General features: G+C 63.1%; 16 protein-coding genes. 4 read left to right on the forward strand and 12 right to left on the reverse strand.

The genetic code is table 11. The features are described 5' to 3' along the window. Positions 1-92: 92 nt before the first annotated feature. The 3 genes from ACZ3GY_RS18865 to ACZ3GY_RS18875 all read left to right on the forward strand — a co-directional run bounded on the left by ACZ3GY_RS18865 (position 93) and on the right by ACZ3GY_RS18875 (position 2,601). The gene (locus ACZ3GY_RS18865; protein ID WP_465911551.1) at positions 93-1,097 is read left to right on the forward strand and encodes a methionine ABC transporter ATP-binding protein; all 1,005 of its coding nucleotides are present in this window, start codon (positions 93-95) and stop codon (positions 1,095-1,097) included. Continuing rightward, positions 1,097-1,762 (forward strand): methionine ABC transporter permease, encoded by a 666-nt coding sequence (locus ACZ3GY_RS18870; RefSeq protein WP_465911552.1) that lies wholly within the window; start codon positions 1,097-1,099, stop codon positions 1,760-1,762. The genes ACZ3GY_RS18865 and ACZ3GY_RS18870 overlap by 1 nt, the downstream gene beginning before the upstream one ends. Positions 1,763-1,824: 62 nt before the next feature. Beyond that, positions 1,825-2,601 (forward strand): MetQ/NlpA family ABC transporter substrate-binding protein, encoded by a 777-nt coding sequence (locus ACZ3GY_RS18875; RefSeq protein WP_465911553.1) that lies wholly within the window; start codon positions 1,825-1,827, stop codon positions 2,599-2,601. Between the two features lie 87 nt (positions 2,602-2,688). Here the strand turns inward: ACZ3GY_RS18875 and ACZ3GY_RS18880 are convergent, their stop codons facing one another. Both ACZ3GY_RS18880 and ACZ3GY_RS18885 read right to left on the reverse strand, forming a co-directional pair. Next, positions 2,689-3,117 (reverse strand): GFA family protein, encoded by a 429-nt coding sequence (locus tag ACZ3GY_RS18880; protein WP_465911555.1) that lies wholly within the window; start codon positions 3,115-3,117, stop codon positions 2,689-2,691. Then, on the reverse strand, positions 3,114-4,022 hold the full coding sequence (locus tag ACZ3GY_RS18885; protein WP_465911556.1) for a LysR family transcriptional regulator: 909 nt from the start codon (positions 4,020-4,022) through the stop codon (positions 3,114-3,116). The genes ACZ3GY_RS18880 and ACZ3GY_RS18885 overlap by 4 nt, the downstream gene beginning before the upstream one ends. A 96-nt stretch (positions 4,023-4,118) precedes the next feature. On the opposite strand from ACZ3GY_RS18885, the gene ACZ3GY_RS18890 reads away from it, so the two are divergent. Next, positions 4,119-4,544, forward strand: a complete 426-nt coding sequence (locus tag ACZ3GY_RS18890) for a VOC family protein (protein WP_225837150.1) — start codon at positions 4,119-4,121, stop codon at positions 4,542-4,544. Positions 4,545-4,572: 28 nt separating this feature from the next. Here ACZ3GY_RS18890 and ACZ3GY_RS18895 read toward each other — a convergent pair whose 3' ends face one another. The 10 genes from ACZ3GY_RS18895 to ACZ3GY_RS18940 all read right to left on the reverse strand — a co-directional run bounded on the left by ACZ3GY_RS18895 (position 4,573) and on the right by ACZ3GY_RS18940 (position 17,281). Continuing rightward, positions 4,573-5,205 carry an SCO family protein gene (locus ACZ3GY_RS18895; protein ID WP_465911559.1) on the reverse strand — a complete coding sequence of 211 codons (633 nt, stop codon included), beginning with the start codon at positions 5,203-5,205 and terminating at the stop codon, positions 4,573-4,575. Between the two features lie 267 nt (positions 5,206-5,472). Continuing rightward, the gene (locus ACZ3GY_RS18900; RefSeq protein WP_465911561.1) at positions 5,473-7,002 is read right to left on the reverse strand and encodes a SulP family inorganic anion transporter; all 1,530 of its coding nucleotides are present in this window, start codon (positions 7,000-7,002) and stop codon (positions 5,473-5,475) included. A 199-nt stretch (positions 7,003-7,201) separates the two neighbouring features. After that, complete coding sequence (locus tag ACZ3GY_RS18905; protein WP_465911563.1) at positions 7,202-7,933, reverse strand: carbonic anhydrase; 732 nt, start codon at positions 7,931-7,933, stop codon at positions 7,202-7,204. Between the two features lie 411 nt (positions 7,934-8,344). Continuing rightward, positions 8,345-10,009, reverse strand: a complete 1,665-nt coding sequence (gene pgi / locus ACZ3GY_RS18910) for a glucose-6-phosphate isomerase (RefSeq protein WP_465911565.1) — start codon at positions 10,007-10,009, stop codon at positions 8,345-8,347. A 101-nt stretch (positions 10,010-10,110) separates the two neighbouring features. Continuing rightward, the gene (locus ACZ3GY_RS18915) at positions 10,111-11,073 is read right to left on the reverse strand and encodes a carbohydrate kinase family protein (protein ID WP_465911567.1); all 963 of its coding nucleotides are present in this window, start codon (positions 11,071-11,073) and stop codon (positions 10,111-10,113) included. 70 nt (positions 11,074-11,143) lie between these two features. Beyond that, positions 11,144-12,628, reverse strand: coding sequence for a xylulokinase (xylB, locus tag ACZ3GY_RS18920; protein ID WP_465911568.1), 1,485 nt, complete (start codon positions 12,626-12,628; stop codon positions 11,144-11,146). Positions 12,629-12,631: 3 nt separating this feature from the next. Then, positions 12,632-14,107, reverse strand: a complete 1,476-nt coding sequence (locus tag ACZ3GY_RS18925) for a mannitol dehydrogenase family protein (RefSeq protein WP_465911569.1) — start codon at positions 14,105-14,107, stop codon at positions 12,632-12,634. Positions 14,108-14,124: 17 nt separating this feature from the next. Continuing rightward, positions 14,125-15,231 (reverse strand): ABC transporter ATP-binding protein, encoded by a 1,107-nt coding sequence (locus tag ACZ3GY_RS18930; protein ID WP_465911570.1) that lies wholly within the window; start codon positions 15,229-15,231, stop codon positions 14,125-14,127. Between the two features lie 279 nt (positions 15,232-15,510). Beyond that, a complete protein-coding gene (locus tag ACZ3GY_RS18935; protein ID WP_225837133.1) occupies positions 15,511-16,344 on the reverse strand; it encodes a carbohydrate ABC transporter permease in 834 nt (277 codons plus the stop codon). Positions 16,345-16,354: 10 nt separating this feature from the next. After that, complete coding sequence (locus tag ACZ3GY_RS18940) at positions 16,355-17,281, reverse strand: carbohydrate ABC transporter permease (protein ID WP_465911571.1); 927 nt, start codon at positions 17,279-17,281, stop codon at positions 16,355-16,357. Positions 17,282-17,423: the final 142 nt, after the last annotated feature.

Consider the following 17,423-nt stretch of genomic DNA (forward strand, 5'->3'; position numbering starts at 1 on the left):
AGATCTTTGAGGCCTAACAAGCGCCGGATAAACTAGCGCATCTAATCTATATGCCTATCCGGCAAAAACGACGAACCCAAAAGGTTTAACGCGTGATCGATTTCCATCAGGTTCACAAGGCGTACCGCGTCAGTGGCCGCGATATCCCCGCCCTGCAACCCTGCGATTTGCACATCGACCGTGGCGAAGTATTCGGCATCATCGGTCACTCCGGTGCAGGCAAGAGTACCCTGCTGCGCCTGATCAACCGCCTCGAAGAGCCTTCGGGCGGGCGCATCGATATCGACGGCGTGGACGTGACCGCCCTCGGTGCCGATGGCCTGCGCAAGTTCCGCCAGCAGGTCGGCATGATCTTCCAGCACTTCAACCTGCTGTCTTCCAAGACCGTTGCCGCCAACGTCGCCATGCCCTTGAAGCTGGCTGGCGTGGCAAACGCGGAGATCGAGCAGCGCGTTGCCGCCCTGCTCGAGCGCGTTGGCCTCCAGGATCACGCCAACAAGTACCCGGCGCAGCTGTCTGGCGGGCAAAAACAGCGTGTGGGCATCGCCCGCGCCCTGGCGACCCGGCCGAAGATTCTGCTCTGCGACGAGGCCACCAGCGCCCTCGACCCCCAGACCACCGCGTCGGTGCTGCAGCTGCTGGCCGAGATCAACCGCGAGCTGGGCCTGACCATCGTCCTGATCACCCATGAAATGGACGTGATTCGCCGCGTCTGCGACCGCGTGGCGGTGATGGATGCGGGCGTGATCGTCGAACAGGGTGCCGTCGCCGACGTCTTCCTGCATCCGCAGCACGCCACCACCAAGCGTTTCGTGCAAGAAGCAGATCATGTCGACGAAAACGAGCAGCGCGACGACTTCGCCCATGTTCAAGGCCGCATCCTGCGCCTGACCTTTCAGGGTGACTCGACCTATTCGCCGATCCTCGGCCAGGTCGCCCGGGAAACTGGTATCGACTACAGCATCCTTGCCGGGCGTATCGACCGCATCAAGGACACGCCCTACGGCCAGCTGACCCTGGCACTGAGCGGCGGCGATATCGACGCGGCCCTGGCTCGCTTCGAAGCGGCCGACGTGCACCTGGAGGTTCTGCGCTGATGGAAGCCTTACTGCCCAACGTCGACTGGCTGGAAATCTGGCAGGCCAGCCTCGACACCCTGAACATGCTCGGCGCCTCCATGCTGTTCACCGTGCTGTTCGGCCTGCCCCTCGGCGTGCTGCTGTTCCTCACCGGGCCACGGCAGATGTTCGAACAGAAGGCGCTCTATGCGGTGGTCTCACTGCTGGTGAACATCTTGCGTTCAGTGCCTTTCGTGATCCTGCTGATCCTGCTGATCCCGGTCACGGTATTGATCACCGGCACATCACTGGGCGTTGCCGGGGCCATTCCACCACTGGTGGTCGGTGCCACGCCGTTCTTCGCACGTCTGGTGGAAACCGCGTTGCGTGAGGTCGACCGCGGCATCATCGAAGCGACCCAGGCGATGGGTGCCAGCACCCGACAGATCATCTTCAACGCCCTGCTGCCCGAGGCCCTGCCGGGCATTCTGGCGGCGGTCACCGTCACCGCCATCACCCTGGTGTCCTACACCGCGATGAGTGGCCTGATCGGCGGCGGCGGCCTGGGCGACCTGGCGGTGCGTTACGGCTACCAGCGTTACCAGCCGGACGTGATGTTCGTGACCGTGGCGCTGCTGGTGGTGCTCGTACAAATTCTGCAAACCATCGGTGATCGGCTGGTGGTGCACTTCTCTCGTAAATAAAACAGCTGGAACGGACGACCGGCACTTTGCCGCCACGCCGCCTCATCTCAAGGAGTCAAATGATGAAAAAACTGCTTACTGCCCTGGCTGTCGTCGCAGCCTTTTCCAGCGCCGCCCAGGCTGAAACTCTGACCGTCGCTGCTTCGGCCGTGCCGCACGCGGAGATCCTCAACTTCGTCAAACCGGCACTGGCCAAAGAAGGCGTGGAGCTGGACGTCAAAGTGTTCACCGACTACGTACAGCCCAACGTACAGGTCGCTGAGAAGCGCCTGGACGCCAACTTCTTCCAGCACCAGCCCTACCTGGACGAGTTCAACAAGAGCCGTGGTACCACCCTGGTCAGCGTAGGCGGTGTGCACGTCGAACCGTTCGGCGCCTACTCGAGCAAGATCAAGGATCTGAAAGACCTGCCGCAAGGCGCCAACGTGGTGATCCCCAACGACGCCACCAATGGCGGCCGTGCCCTGCTGCTGCTGCAGAAGGCAGGCGTGATCACGCTCAAGGACGCCAACAACATCCTCTCCACACCGAAAGACATCGCCGAGAACCCGAAGAGCATCAAGGTGCGTGAACTGGAAGCCGCGACCCTGCCGCGCGTTCTGACCCAAGTCGACCTGGCGCTGATCAACACCAACTACGCGCTGGAAGCCAAGCTGAACCCGACCCAGGACGCCCTGGCCATCGAAGGCAGCGACTCGCCGTACGTCAACATCCTGGTTACTCGTGAAGACAACAAGGACAGCGCCGCCGTACAGAAGCTGGTCAAGGCCCTGCACAGCGACGAAGTGAAAGCCTTCATCCTGGAAAAATACAAAGGCGCGGTCGTTCCGGCGTTCTGATTGCCGTAATACCACTCCTGCAGTACCCGATGCCGCGTAGCCTTCGAGCTACGCGGCATTTTCATTTCTGCACGGCGGGCTGCACGCTCACGACGGGATAAAGCGCAGCACGCCAGCCTGCCGCGGTCCGGCGCCAGAGGGATCGTCCTTCGGGTGGGCGATGCCATCGCTGACCGGCACCTCGGCAAAGTCGAACGGGCTGACACCTTCGAGGCACGCCACGTTGACGCCGTACTGATGAGGATTGGAGCGGCGTTGATGGTGGGTGTAGATACCGCAGCGCGAGCAGAAGTAATGCTCCGCGCTCTTGGTATTGAATCGATAGACCGTCAGCAACTCTGCGCCCTGCAGCACGCGAAAATCCGCCAGCTCGGCCGATACCGCCACCGCGCCGCGCATACGGCAATAGGAGCAGTTGCAGCGCCGCGCGGTATGCAGGCCGTTGCTCAGCGTCACCTGAAAGCGCACCCCGCCACAATGGCAGGCACCGCTGATCTCGCCGATATCCTTGTTCATACACCATCCTCTAGGCATGAGCGCTGATCATAAGTCGAATTGTCGGCGGATGGTGCTGCCAGGCACTGCAGCAGCCAGTCCAGTGCCGGCTGGCGCTGTGCCCGGCGCAAGATCGCCACCAACTCACGATGGAAAGTCAGCTCACCCAACTCCAGCACGCGCAACGTCGTGGGCCGCTGGCACCAGAGCCCGGCGCGGGGAATCAGGGAAACGCCCAGGCCACACTCGACCATGCGCACGATGGCTTCCAGTTCATCCAGCTCCAGTGCCTCGCGAGGCGTCAGGCGCTGCTCGCGCAGGAAGCGTTCGGCCTGGCGGCCGCCGAAGGAGCGCCGATCGTAGCGCACGAAGGGCTGCTCACGCAGCAGTTGCAACGGGTCATCGCCGGGAAGCTCGGGGGGCGCGATCAACACGAAAGGCTCGCGTACCAGTTCTACCTGCAGCAGCTCCTTGGGCAATTCGAACGGCGGGCGGATCAGCACGGCCAGATCCAGTTCGCCGGCATCCACCTGACCCAGCAGGTCGAGAGAAACCCCGGGAACCAGCTTCAGCTCCACCTGCGAAGCCTGGGTGCGAAACCGCACCAGCGCTTCGGGCAACAATCCGGTCTGCACGCTGGCGATGGCGCCGATCTTCAATTCACCCTGCCATTCCGCCAATACGGTAGGCAGGGCCATCTGCGCATACAGGCCAAGGATCTGCTCGGCCAGCGGCAGCGCATGGCGCCCGCCCGCACTCAGCACGGCGCTGCGTCCGCTGCGATCGAACAGGCGCACGCCCAGGCTCTGCTCCAGCACGCGCATCTGTGCGCTCACGGCGGATTGGGTCAGGCCCACACGCAACCCGGCGGCGGCGAAGGTGCCATAGCGGGCGACGGCGATGAAGGTTTTCAATTCGCGGAGCATTGATCGATTTCATTTGAGCTGGACGGCAAGAATATTCGCTTTTAATCAAAATTCTTGCATCTAAAATCGACTGGCACCGACCTAAGGAGCCTGATCATGGCACTCTCCCCGTTTCACCTGGCCATTCCGGTCTACGACCTGGCAGCCGCCAGACATTTCTATGGCGACGTCTTTGGCTGCGCCGAAGGCCGCAGCAGCGACCACTGGGTGGATTTCGATTTCTTCGGTCACCAGTTGGTGATCCACGAGGCGCCGAAGATGGCGTACCAGGAATCGGCCGTCAGCAACCCGGTAGACGGCCACGACGTACCGGTGCCGCACTTCGGCGTGATTCTCGACTGGCCGGTGTGGGAAGCCCTGGCGCAGCGCCTGCAAGAGCGCGAGACGGCGTTCGTGATCGAACCCTACGTGCGCTTCAAGGGCCAGGTGGGCGAACAGGCCACCATGTTCCTCCTCGACCCGTGCGGCAACGCCTTGGAGTTCAAGGCGTTCAAGGATATGAGCCAACTGTTCGCGAAATGAAAAATGGGGCCGTACAGGCCCCATTCTTTCAGTCTTTGCGAATCAAACCCGGCAACTGTGCGGCCAGTTTTTCGACATTGATCGGCGCACGAATGAAGCCACGCTGGGTGCCGTCCGGGCCGATGACGGCGAGGTTGCCGCTGTGGTCGACAAGGTAGTTTTCCTTGCTGGTGTCAGCCGGGATATAGGGAATGCTCACCGCGTTGGCCAGTTTCTGGATGGTGTCCGGCTCGCCTATCAGGCCCATGTAACCGGCATCGAAATAGCCCAGGTACTTTTTCATCTGTTCTGGGGTATCACGGTTCGGGTCGACGGTCACCAGCACGATGCGCAGGTTGTTCCAGGCCTCCTCCGGGATTTCCGAACGCAGTTGGCGCAGTTGGGCCAGCGTCGCCGGGCAGATGTCCGGGCAGAAGGTGTAACCGAAGAACAGCAGGCTCCATTGATCCTTGAGCTGGCCAGTCGAAAAGGTCTGGCCGTCTTGGTCGACGAAGTCCAGCGCTGGTACCTGGCGGTGTTGCGGCAGCATCACGATGCCGGCGCTGAGCAACGCGGCGGGATCGCTTTTCGACTTGCTGCTGAGCACCTGATTGACGGCAAGGCCGAGCACCAGCGCGGTAATGGCGATCAGGACGAATACGGTGATTTGCTTTCGGGTCATGGCGGCCACGATGGTCTGAGTGAAAGGTGATCGCCCAGTCTGGCCAGATAGCCCCGATCGACACGCATATGGCACGTCGGCCAGGCAGATGAGATCAGCCGGTAGGCGATGAACAGCGGGAAAAGGTACCAGATACTGAGCGCCAAGGTCGCATTGGCGCCTGCGGCCAGCTGTCACGGTGAACAGAGTTGCGCCTGCCATTGCAGCAGGCGCGCATGAAGCGGGCAGGCTCCACGCTGCACATTTGCAGCTGAAGCCCGCGGGCTATCAGGCCACCGCGCGACGCATGCTCAGTGTGCGACCTTCCAGCCGTCGGTTGAGGCCGTGGCGTTCGATCAGCAGCGCACCGCCCTGCTGCTCTGCCGCGCGGCCCCAGTCGTCGAGCAACTCCATGCAGGCATGATCGACGTAGCTGAGCTTGTCCAGCGGCACATACAGGCGAGTGGTCGGCGGGATACCCTCCAGCACGCTGGCCAGGTGCGGCACCTTGAGGAAAGTGGCGGAGCCGATAAGGCGCAACTCCGCTTCATCTGGGCCGAGCTGGTTGATATTGACCTTCAGGCGCGAGGCCTTGCCGGCCAGTTTGACCAGGGTCAGCGCGAAGCCGATCAACACACCAGTGAGCAGGTCGACTGTGACGATGCCGATGGCAGTGGCCGCGTAGATGAATACCGGCGCGCGCCCATAGCGGCCAAGGCTGCGGATTGCCTTGATGTCGACCAGTTTGAACCCGGTGTACACCAGTACCCCGCCGAGCGATGCGATGGGAATGCTCTGCAGCACGCCGGGCAGCAGCATCACGAACGCCAGCAACCAGGCCCCGTGCAGGATGGCCGACATGCGGGTGCGCGCGCCGGCCTGCACATTGGCCGAACTGCGCACGATGACCCCGGTCATCGGCAAGGCGCCGAGCACACCGCAGAGCATGTTGCCGATCCCCTGAGCGGATAGCTCACGATCCATATTGGAGCGTGCGCCACTGTGCATGCGATCCACCGCCGCGGCAGACAACAGGGTTTCCGCACTGGCGATGAAGGCCACCACGACTGCGGCCAGCAGAATGTGCGGATTGGCGAGGTTAAGCAGGTCGGCGGGCTTTACCCAGTCGATGGCATCGCTCAGCGTGGCCGGCACTTCGACCCGCGCCACGCCCAGGTTCATCCACAGGCTGATCAGCGTCATCGACGCAACACCCAGCAATGCACCAGGCAGAAAACGCAGGCTGTTGGGGCGCAACTTGTCCCACAGGAACATGCAGGCGATGGTGCCGAAACCCAGCAGGGCTGCCGCCATGGCGCTGCCGCCACCAAGGCCGGGAATCGCCTGGCGCACCGTATCGGGGAAGGCCAGCAGGTTGTCCAGGCCGGACGCCTGGGGTTTTACATCGAACATCACGTGCAACTGTGAAAGCACGATCAGGATGCCGATACCGGCAAGCATGCCGTACACCACTGCCGGTGCCGTAACGCGAAACCAGCAGCCCAGTCGCAGGCGCCCGGCGATCAGTTGCAGCAGACCAGCGAGCAGCAGAATCGGCCCGAGCATGGCCAGGCCGTGGGTGCGTACCAATTCGAACACCAGCACGGCGAGGCCGGCAGCCGGGCCGCTGACCTGCAGCGGCGAACCGGCCAGCCAACCGACCACCAGGCCACCGATGATCCCGGTGATCAGGCCTTTGGCCGGCGGCATGCCAGACGCGATGGCGATACCCATGCACAGCGGCAGGGCAACGAGAAATACCACGATGGATGCCAGGGCATCACGGGGTAGCGCGGATTTGAAAGAAGCTAGGGTCATGGTGCGGTCTCCTGCGGGTACGGCGCACGTAAAGGTCACGACGACAAGCAACGCTCGCCGTCTGGCAGGTAGGCAGTCAAAACCCAAGGGTCTATCACCGTCGTACATGACGGAGCAGACCCGAACACGGCTGTCGATTGTTGGCGGGATTAACCCACGGGTCGATTCATGGCCACCGGGTGACGTCCTGTCGGGTCGGCTAGGAAGCCAGGTAACGCGCTCGGGGGCTGGCGTTGGGAGCGGTGTCGCCATCGAGAGGCAGAAACTCGCCACGCTCGGCGTCATAGGCCTTGATGGTGCAGTTCTCGATGTCGTAAACCCAGCCGTGGATGAACAGCTGGCCGCTGGCCAGGCGCGCCGCTACCGACGGGTGCGTGCGCAGGTGGTCGAGCTGGGCCACCACGTTCTCTTCGGTGAGCACGCCCAGCGTGGAGTGATCGGCGCAACCACAGTTGTCGGCCACCACGGTCTTGGCGACTTCGGCGTGGCGCAGCCAGGCCTTGACCGTCGGCATGCGCTCGATGGTGTCAGGCGCCAGCACCGCTTTCATGGCGCCGCAATCGGAATGCCCACAGATGATGATGTGCTGCACGCCTAGGCCCATCACCGCGTACTCGATGGCGGTGGATACACCACCGTTCATCTGCCCGTACGGCGGTACCACGTTGCCGACATTGCGGGTCACGAACAGCGAGCCAGGATCGCTCTGGGTAATCAATTCGGGAACGATGCGCGAATCCGCGCAGGTGATGAACATGGCCCGTGGGCTTTGTTGGTGGGCCAGCTTGCTGAACAGCTCGCGCTGCTCGGGAAAGACTTCGGTACGAAAGCGCTGAAAGCCATCAAGCAGGGTCTGCAGGGCATCTTCCGCGGTCTGCTTGCCGGCTGCCGGGGGTGTGGCGGATCGGATGGAACGAATGCGCTCGCTCATGGTGCCTCCTGGTTTCAGTCGTGATATTGACTTGCCATCTGATGGCAGTTTGCTTCGTGACTATTCAGTCACATCGCAGACGAATTTACCCATGAAGGCTTAAACCAACCTTAATCACAAGAAAAGCGATCCAAATTGGTTGGCGATATGTAACTGCATGCCACCGAGCCAGGCTTACCCTGGCTCTGCAAGCAACTGCTCTAGCACGGGCCTTAAACCTATCCCATGTAAAAGCGTGCAGATGTCCGCAGTGTTACACCGAGCGGCCTTTGATCAGAAAAGTCATGCATGAGCAGAGCAAGGCCGGCCACGCACGGCCAGGCAAAACACTGATCAAAGGGAGAAATGCCGGGCGGCTTTTGCGCATATGGCTGCGCAAAAGCCGCTTCAGGCAAAGGTACTTCGGAGCAATCAGCCGCGGTGACGACCGCGGAAGAAGTCGATCAGGCCCTGGGTGGAGCCGTCTTCCGCACGCGTTTCTTCGCTGCCGACCATGCGCGAATAAACGCCCTTGCCAAGATCCTTGCCCAGCTCCACGCCCCACTGGTCGAAGGCGTTGTTGCCCCAGATAACGCTCTGCACGAACACCTTGTGCTCGTACATGGCGATCAGAGCGCCCAGGCGCCGTGGGCTGACGCGTTCCATGACCAGGGTGTTGCTCGGACGGTTGCCAGGGATCACCTTGTGCGGCGCCAGGCGCTGCACTTCTTCCTCGTTCACACCCTTGGCGCGCAGCTCTTCCTCGGCTTCCTCGCGAGACTTGCCGAGCATCAGCGCCTGGCTCTGCGACAGGCAGTTGGCGTACAGCCACTGCTGGTGGTCGGCGACCGGGTTGTAGCTGCTCACCGGCACGATGAAATCCGCCGGAATCAACTGGGTGCCCTGATGCAGCAGCTGGTGGTAGGCGTGCTGGCCGTTGCAGCCCACACCACCCCAGATCACCGGCCCGGTGGCAGTGGTGACCGGCTCGCCATCCTTGCGCACGCTCTTGCCGTTGGATTCCATGTCCAGCTGCTGCAGGTGCTTGGTGATGTTTCGCAGGTAGTGGTCGTACGGCAGGATGGCATGGCTCTGGGCGTTCCAGAAGTTGCCGTACCAGACGCCGAGCAGGGCCAGCAGTACCGGCATGTTCTCTTCGAACGGCGCGGTCTGGAAGTGCTCGTCCATGCGGTAGGCACCGGACAGCAGCTCCTTGAAGTTGGACATGCCGATGGACAGCGCAATCGGCAAACCGATGGCCGACCACAGCGAGTAGCGCCCGCCAACCCAGTCCCACATCGGGAAGATGTTCTCTTCACGAATGCCGAAGCCCACCGCTGCTTCGCGGTTGCTCGACACGGCGATGAAGTGGCGATACAGCTCGGCCTCGGAGCCACCCTGAGCCAGGTACCAGCCGCGAGCGGCCTGGGCATTCTTGAGGGTTTCCAGGGTGCCGAAGGACTTCGACGAGACGATGAACAGCGTGGTCTCGGCACGCAGCTTGGCGGACAGCTCGTGGAACTCGCTGCCGTCGATATTGGCCAGGTAGTGGCAGCGCACACCGCGCTGGGCGAAGGGCAGCAGCGCCTCGGAGACCAGTTGCGGGCCGAGGAAGGAGCCACCGATGCCGATGTTCACCACGTCGGTGATGGGCTTCTCGGTGTAACCGCGCCACAGGCCGTCGTGGATGCGCCCGACCAGCTCGGTCATCTGCTGCAGCACGCGCTGCACCTCGGGGATGATGTCGACGCCGTCGACCTGCACCTTGTCACCCAACGGACGACGCAGCGCGGTATGCAGTGCCGGGCGCTTCTCGGTGTTGTTCAGCAGCTCGCCGTCGAACAGCGCCCGAATGCCCCGCTCTAGCCCCACTTCACGGGCCAGATTGACCAGCAGCTCGCGGGTCTCGGTATTGATCAGGTTCTTCGAGTAATCCAGAAACAGCCCGCAGCCGCTCAGGCTGAAATTCTCGAAACGCTGCGGGTCAGCGGCGAAGGCCTGGCGCATGCTGAAACTGGCGAGGCGCTCGCGGTGGGCGACCAGGGCCTGCCAGCTCGGCAATTGCGTGACATCCAGCGATGATGAAAGGTACGGCATGAAGACTCCTTGGTTCGGGCCAGCCAGGCTGACCTCGCGAATTCAATTACATGCCGCATGGGTATCCGGCGTTGGCAAAATACTGCGCTGAAAATTGCCTACTACGCCTGGTGTCCCTCAACGGCCTGATAACGCTCCAGTTCATGGCGATACGGCAACTGCGGACCAACCCGTGAACAGGTCAACGCCGCGGCCTGCACCGCAAAATCAAGCATCGCATCGAGCCTCTCACGAGACAACGCAGCGAGGGCAGTCGGGCTGTCCAGCCCATGCTGCACCAGGTAAGCGATGATCGCCGCCTGGAAGGTATCCCCCGCTCCCACCGTGTCACGCGTGACCACCTGGCGCGCCGGCACTGACCAGTGCCCATGCTGCCGACTGAACACGCTCGCCCCGTCGCTGCCACGGGTCAGAAACACCACCTGGCAACGCTGGGCCAACCAGCGCTCGACGCTCGTCAGCGGCTCGATACCGGGATAGAGCAGCTCCAGGTCTTCCTCGCTGACCTTGATCAGATGCGCGTGGGCGGCAAAAGATTCAATTCGCTGGCGCCAGCGCTCGATATCCGGCGCAGGATTGAGACGTACGTTGGGATCCAGGGTGATCAGCCGGCGTTGGCTTTCGCGTTCGACCAGCGCCAGCAAGGTATCGCCAACTGGCGGTACGACCAGCGAATAGGAGCCGACGTGCAGGCCGGTGACCTGCTCGTCCAGAGCGGGCAGATGCTCGGGGAGCAACTGTCGATCCGCACAACCCTCGCCGCGAAACATGTACTGCGGCGAGCCCTTGGCATCCAGCGCGACCATGGCCATGGTGGTCGGCGCCTCGCTGGCGATCAGGTAACGATCGCTCACGCCCTCCTCCTCCAGCACCTGGCGCAGGCGCTGGCCGAGGTAATCGCTGGAAATACCGCCGAACAGGGCTGACTCCACGCCCAGCCGGCGCAGGCCGACCGCTACGTTGAACGGCGAACCACCGGCCAGGGCCTGGAAATTCAGCTCGCTGCTGCGCTCGCCAGGGTCGCAGAAGAAATCGAACAGGGCTTCGCCGCATACCAGGTACATGGAGTCTCCGCATCACAGAAGGCGCGCTCGCGCAGGAAAGAGCCGACGGCGAAAGGCCGCCGGAATGGATTCATTGCAGCTGTCGCACCTGCTCACGGTAGCGTTGATAGACGCCCTCGTAAGCCCGACTGCGCAGCGCGTCGGGTTGTGCGCTGCGGGTTTCGTCCAGGGTCACGCAGCGCTCGCACAGGTCATCCAGGCTCAGTGCCTCGCCGTGTTCATGACTCGCGCACCAGGCTGCCTGGATCGCCGCACCGAGGGCCGCCGCTTCGGTGTGCTGCGGGCAGGCCACTGGCGCGTCCATGATGTCGGCGACGACCTGCCGCCATGTGGCGCTCTTCGCGCCGCCACCGATCAGGCGGATGGCATCGCTGCGGATGCCGCTGTCGCGCAGCAGGTCGAGACCGTAGCGCAAGCCGAAGGTAGTGCCTTCCACCACCGCGCGACAGAGATTGGCGCGGGTCAGATTGTCAGTCGTCAGGCCATGCAGGCTGCCGCTGGTACGCGGTAGCGCCGGCACCCGTTCGCCGTTGAGAAATGGCAGCATCAGCACGCCGCCGGCGCCAATGGGCGCTTCGCCGACCAGCGCGCCGAAGGCATCGATATCCAGCCCCAGCAATTCACGAATCGCACCGCTGGCGTTGGTCAGGTTCATGGTGCAGATCAACGGCAGCCAGCCACCGGATGACGAACAAAAAGTCGCCACCTGCGGATGCGGGCTGACCCGCGGCTGATCGGCGTAGGCGTATACCGTGCCGGATGTGCCGAGGCTCATGGTGATGGCGCCAGGGGCGATATTGCCTGTGCCGATGGCGCCCATCATGTTGTCGCCACCGCCGCTGGCCACCAGCGCCCTGGGGTTGAGGCCGAGGCGCTCGGCGATCTGCGGGCGAATCGGGCCGACGCAGCGATGCGATTCGAGCAACTCAGGCAAGGCCCGCACCAGGGCGCCGCTCGGATCGATCAGCTCGAGCAGTTCGCTATCCCAGGCACGGGTGCGCACGTTGAAATAACCGCTGCCCGAGGCATCGCCGTACTCGGCGCAGAAACGTCCGGTCAGCCAGTAATTCAGGTAGTCGTGGGGCAGCAGGATGTGGGCGATACGGGCGAACACTTCAGGATGGTGATCACGGGTCCACAGCAGTTTCGATACCGTGTAGCCCGGCGCGATAGCGAGGCCAAGGCGCTCGAGCGAGCCGCTGTCACCACCGAGAAAATCCAGCAGATGAGCGTTCTCGGGCGCTGATTCGGTGTCGCACCACAGCTTGGCAGGACGCAGCACTTCGCCTTTGGCATCGAGCAGCACCAGGCCGTGTTGCTGCCCGGACACGCCAATGCCGAGGATCTCGCGACCCGACACGCCGGCCTGCTGCAACGCCCGCGCGGTGGCCAGCTCGAAGGCCTGCAACCAATCGGCCGGTTCCTGCTCACGACGCCCGTTGGCACCGCTGATCAGTTGGTGCGCCGCGCTGCCCTCGCCGAGCACCCGGCCACTGTGGATATCCAGCACCAGCGCCTTGGTGCCCTGGGTGCCGCAATCGATGCCGAGGTACATGATTCAATCAGCCAGCAGGGTTTGCAGGGTGCGCGTCACACCGAGCTTGCGCAGGCTGTCGTAGCAAAGCTCGAAGGCCGTGACGAACGCCGCCGACTGCGGGATGGCCGTGCCGAAGATCACCTCGACGCCGAGCACGCGCTCGCTGACCCGCTCGTCGTCCTGCACCAGTTTCTGACAGAACTCGGCACGCGGATCGGGAATGCGATAGCGGGTGCCTTTCTCGTCGACCCCCTTGAGATACAGCGCCCACGCAGCGACCACCAGCGCCGCGCGCTCCAACGGCCGACCGTCCTCGATCAGCCGGTTGATGGTCGGCACGATGAACTTGGGAAACTTCGACGAGCCGTCCGAGCAGACGCGCTCGAGCTGATCGGCGATGGCCTGGTTGGAGAAGCGCTCGATCAGCGTGTCTTTGTAGGCCTCCAGATCGATACCCGGCACCGCCGCCAGTTGCGGGGTCACGTCGAGATCCATGAAGGTACGCACATAGCGCTGGAACAGCGGATCGTTCATGGCTTCGTGAACGAAGCGATAGCCCTTGAGAAAGCCCAGGTAGGTCAACGCCAGGTGGCTGCCGTTGAGCAGTTTGATCTTCATCTCCTCATAGGGCGTGACGTCGTCGGTGAACTGCACGCCGACCTTTTCCCAGGCGGGCCGGCCGCTGACGAACTTGTCTTCGAGGACCCACTGCAGGAACGGCTCGCAGACCACCGGCCAGGCATCCTCGACGCCATGGCGCTCGGCCAGTTGCTGACGGTGAGCGTCGCTGGTCATCGGCGTGATGCGGTCGACCATGGCATTGGGGAAGCTGACGTGGCTGTCGATCCAGGTCGCCAGCTCGTGGTCGGCCAGGTGGGCGAAAGCCAGCAGCGCCTTGCGGGTCACCGCGCCGTTGTGCGGCAGGTTATCGCAGGACATCAGCGTGAACGCCGGCGTGCCGGCAGCACGGCGCCTGGCCAGGGCGGCGCAGAGGAACCCGAAGACGCTACGCGGTGCATCCGGGTGCGCCAGGTCATGCTGGATGTCCGGCAGATGGGCCATGAACTCGCCGCTGCTGTCGTCGATGCAGTAGCCACCTTCGGTGATGGTCAGCGAGACGATGCGGATCGCCGGGTCAGCCAGTTTGTCGATCAGCGCGGCCGGCGAATCCTCGGCCAGCAGCATGCCGTTGATGGCACCGACAACGCGCACTTCCAAACCGGGCTCATCGCCCAGCACGAACATCGTGTAGAGGTGATCCTGCTCGGCCAGCGCCTGTTGCATGGCGCGATCCTCACGCCGCAGGCCAACGCCACAGATGCCCCAGTCGAGGGCTTCGCCACGGTTGAGCAGCGCTTCGGTGTAGATCGCCTGGTGAGCGCGGTGGAAGCCGCCGACGCCGATGTGGGCGATGCCCTGGCGCACGTCCGCCGGATCGTAGGCCGGTACGTCGACCTCGGCGGCCAGTGATGCGAGATTCTTGCGGGTCAGTTTCATGGGGTCATTCCTGCGCTTCAGGCGGCCTGGCCAGCCTGGATGCGTTTGTCGATGGCCAGGCCATCGGCGTTGAAGAGGTGGCAGTGGGCCGGATCGAAATCCAGCGCCAGGGGCTCGCCATAGGCCGGGGAGAAATCACCGCGCACGCGCACGGTGAGCACCTCATCGCCTACCCGGACATGGCAGAAGGTGTCGCTGCCCAGACGCTCGCTGACGTCCGCCGTCGCCTGCAGTCGGCCCTGGCCGGCAGGCACCACGTTGAGGTGCTCGGGGCGGATGCCCAGGGTGACCTGGCTGCCGCTCGCCAGGCCGGTACCTGCCAGCGGCAGATCCAGCGTGGAGGCGCCTTCCAGGCGGATCTGGCACAAACCGGCATCGACGCGCTCGACCTGGCCGCGCAGGAAACCCATCTTCGGCGTGCCGAGAAAACCCGCGACGAACAGGTTGACCGGGTGGTTGTAGAGCTCCAGCGGTGAACCGACCTGCTCCACGCGGCCGCCGTTGAGCACCACCACCTTGTCGGCCAGGGTCATGGCCTCGACCTGATCGTGAGTCACGTAGATCATCGTCGCCTTCAGCTCCTTGTGCAGGCGCGCCAGTTCCAGGCGGGTCTGCACGCGCAGGGCGGCATCGAGGTTGGACAGTGGCTCGTCGAACAGGAAGATCTTCGGATTGCGCACGATGGCGCGGCCGATGGCCACGCGCTGGCGCTGACCGCCGGAGAGCTGCTTGGGCTTGCGCTCGAGCAGGGCGTCCAGCTCGAGGATGCGCGCCGCATTGGCGACCTTCTCCTGCACCTCCTGCTTGCCCACCCGGGCGAGATCGAGGGCGAAGGACAGGTTCTTGCGCACGGTCATGTGCGGATACAGGGCGTAGGTCTGGAACACCATCGCCAGGTCGCGCTTGGCTGGCGCGGTGTCGGTGATATCGGTGCCGTCGAGGGTGATCGTCCCGCTGGACACTTCCTCCAGCCCGGCGATCAGCCGCAGCAGCGTGGACTTGCCGCAGCCGGACGGCCCGACGAACACCACGAACTCGCGGTTCTCGATATCCAGGTCGATGCCCTTGATGATCGCCGTGCCGTCGAAGCCTTTCTTCAGGTTGCGGATTTTCAAATCAGCCATGGATCGAATCCTCTTGAGGGGCTGTCGGTGTTTCTGCGCGAGTCGCGTTGCCGCGCCAAATGGCGTCAGGCGAGGCGCAGGACGCGGGTAATGGACGCCCCTTATCAAGTCCTGCAACGAAGCCTCGCGCCATTTGGCGCGCAACCCGAAGGGACGAACCCGCTTTTGCACGGCCCGCCGTTACATAGTTGTTACCTGCAATAATCAAAATTCCTCCTTGCCGCTCCCGCAGTGCAAAAGCGGGATTCGTCGCGGCCGTGAAGAAGCATCGACTGCCCCTCACTTGACGGCGCCGAACGACAGGCCGCGCACCAGCTGCTTCTGGCTGATCCAGCCGAAGATCAGGATGGGCGCACAGGCAAGCGTCGAAACGGCGGAAAGCTTGGCCCAGAACAGGCCTTCGGGACTGGAATAGGACGCTACCAGCGCGGTCAGTGGTGCCGCGGCGGAGCTGGTCAGGTTGAGCGACCAGAAGGCTTCGTTCCAGCACAGGATCAACGACAGCAGCATGGTCGAGGCCAGGCCGCCGCGGGCGATGGGCAGCAGCACGCGGACGATCTCCTGCCAGGTGGTGGCCCCATCCAGGCGCGCCGCTTCAAGGATCTCCACGGGGATGTCCTTGAAGTAGGTGTACACCATCCACACCACGATCGGCAGGTTGATCAGGGTGTAGATGACGATCAGCGCGATACGCGAATCGAGCAGGCCGAACTGCTTGGCCAGCAGGTAGATCGGCACCAGCACACCGACTGGCGGCAGCATCTTGGTCGACAGCATCCATAGCAGCGTGCCTTTGGTGCGCTTGGTCTCGAAGAAGGCCATCGAGTAGGCCGCTGGCACCGCGATCAGCATGCACAGCAGGGTCGCCGAGAAGGAGATCAGCACCGAGTTCCAGGCAAAGCTGAAGTAGTTGCTGCGCTCGTTGATGTGCAGGTAGTTCTCCAACGTCGGCGTGAAGATGAACTGTGGCGGCGTGGCGAAGGCGTCGAGCTCGGTCTTCAGGCTGGTCAGTACCATCCAGAAGATCGGAAAGAAGATCAACGCGGCGATGGCCCAGGACAGGGTGCCGATGATCAGGCTCTGCAGGCGACGGGATTGCTTGAGCGTCAACATGTCAGGGCCCTCACTGCTTATCGGTCAGGTTTTTGCCGATCATGCGAATCAGCACAATGGCGGCGATATTGGCGATGACCACGGCGATCAGCCCGCCGGCGGAGGCCATGCCCACGTCGAACTGCAGCAGCGCCTGGGTGTAGATCAGGTAAGCGAGGTTGGTGGACTCATAACCCGGCCCGCCGCCGGTGGTGGTGTAGATCTCGGCGAATACCGAGAGCAGGAAGATGGTTTCGATCATCACCACCACCGCAATCGGTCGCGCCAGATGCGGCAGGGTCAGGTGCCAGAAAATGGCCAGCGGTCCGGCACCGTCGAGGCGCGCAGCTTCCTTCTGCTCCTGGTCGAGCGACTGCATGGCGGTCATCAGGATGAGGATGGCGAACGGCAGCCACTGCCAGGACACGATGAGGATGATCGAGAACAATGGGTGGTGCGCCAGCCAGTCAACCGGCTGAGCACCGAAGAACTGCCAGACGGCAGCAAGAATCCCCGAAACCGGATGGAAGATCAGGTTCTTCCACAGCAGCGCACTGACCGTCGGCATGATGAAGAACGGCGAGATAAGCAGCACCCGCACGATACCCCGGCCAAAGAACTCGCTGGCCTCCAGCAACGCGGAAATCAGCACGCCGAACACCACGCTGATCAGCAGCACGCTGCCCACCAGCAACAGGGTATTGCCCGCGCCAGACAGGAACGCGGGGTCGGTGACGAAGTATTCGAAGTTCTCCAACCCGACGAAATCGTTCTCGCCGGGGTACAGCAGGTTGTAACGGATCAGCGAGAAATAGATGGTCATACCCAGGGGCACGATCATCCAGATCAGCAGCAGGATGACCGAGGGGCTGACCAGAAACCAGCCGGGCGCCAGGCGTCGCGACTTACGCGGCGCCGGCTCGCGGGCCTGCTCTGCAGGATTTTCGATGGTGTTCATCGTGTCTCCGAAAGACGGTTCTACAGCGGATTGATCGTTCCCACGTCGAGGCGTCGAACCGTCCGCGTGGGAACGCCGCCTGTGGCGCTCCGCGCCGCGTAACACCGGGTCAACGGACGCGGAGCGTCCCGACATACGTTCC

Source organism: Pseudomonas sp. PME37.24/006 (assembly GCF_055556635.1).

Excerpts from the sequence above, each read along its gene's own strand:
- ACZ3GY_RS18940 (WP_465911571.1), bottom strand. The coding sequence starts at position 17,281 with ATGAACACCATCGAAAATCCTGCAGAGCAGGCCCGCGAGCCGGCGCCG.
- ACZ3GY_RS18915 (WP_465911567.1), bottom strand. The coding sequence starts at position 11,073 with ATGTACCTGGTATGCGGCGAAGCCCTGTTCGATTTCTTCTGCGACCCT.
- ACZ3GY_RS18930 (WP_465911570.1), bottom strand. The coding sequence starts at position 15,231 with ATGGCTGATTTGAAAATCCGCAACCTGAAGAAAGGCTTCGACGGCACG.
- ACZ3GY_RS18875 (WP_465911553.1), top strand. The coding sequence starts at position 1,825 with ATGAAAAAACTGCTTACTGCCCTGGCTGTCGTCGCAGCCTTTTCCAGC.
- pgi (WP_465911565.1), bottom strand. The coding sequence starts at position 10,009 with ATGCCGTACCTTTCATCATCGCTGGATGTCACGCAATTGCCGAGCTGG.
- ACZ3GY_RS18905 (WP_465911563.1), bottom strand. The coding sequence starts at position 7,933 with ATGAGCGAGCGCATTCGTTCCATCCGATCCGCCACACCCCCGGCAGCC.
- ACZ3GY_RS18880 (WP_465911555.1), bottom strand. The coding sequence starts at position 3,117 with ATGAACAAGGATATCGGCGAGATCAGCGGTGCCTGCCATTGTGGCGGG.
- xylB (WP_465911568.1), bottom strand. The coding sequence starts at position 12,628 with ATGTACCTCGGCATCGATTGCGGCACCCAGGGCACCAAGGCGCTGGTG.
- ACZ3GY_RS18895 (WP_465911559.1), bottom strand. The coding sequence starts at position 5,205 with ATGACCCGAAAGCAAATCACCGTATTCGTCCTGATCGCCATTACCGCG.
- ACZ3GY_RS18885 (WP_465911556.1), bottom strand. The coding sequence starts at position 4,022 with ATGCTCCGCGAATTGAAAACCTTCATCGCCGTCGCCCGCTATGGCACC.
- ACZ3GY_RS18935 (WP_225837133.1), bottom strand. The coding sequence starts at position 16,344 with ATGTTGACGCTCAAGCAATCCCGTCGCCTGCAGAGCCTGATCATCGGC.
- ACZ3GY_RS18870 (WP_465911552.1), top strand. The coding sequence starts at position 1,097 with ATGGAAGCCTTACTGCCCAACGTCGACTGGCTGGAAATCTGGCAGGCC.
- ACZ3GY_RS18890 (WP_225837150.1), top strand. The coding sequence starts at position 4,119 with ATGGCACTCTCCCCGTTTCACCTGGCCATTCCGGTCTACGACCTGGCA.
- ACZ3GY_RS18900 (WP_465911561.1), bottom strand. The coding sequence starts at position 7,002 with ATGACCCTAGCTTCTTTCAAATCCGCGCTACCCCGTGATGCCCTGGCA.
- ACZ3GY_RS18925 (WP_465911569.1), bottom strand. The coding sequence starts at position 14,107 with ATGAAACTGACCCGCAAGAATCTCGCATCACTGGCCGCCGAGGTCGAC.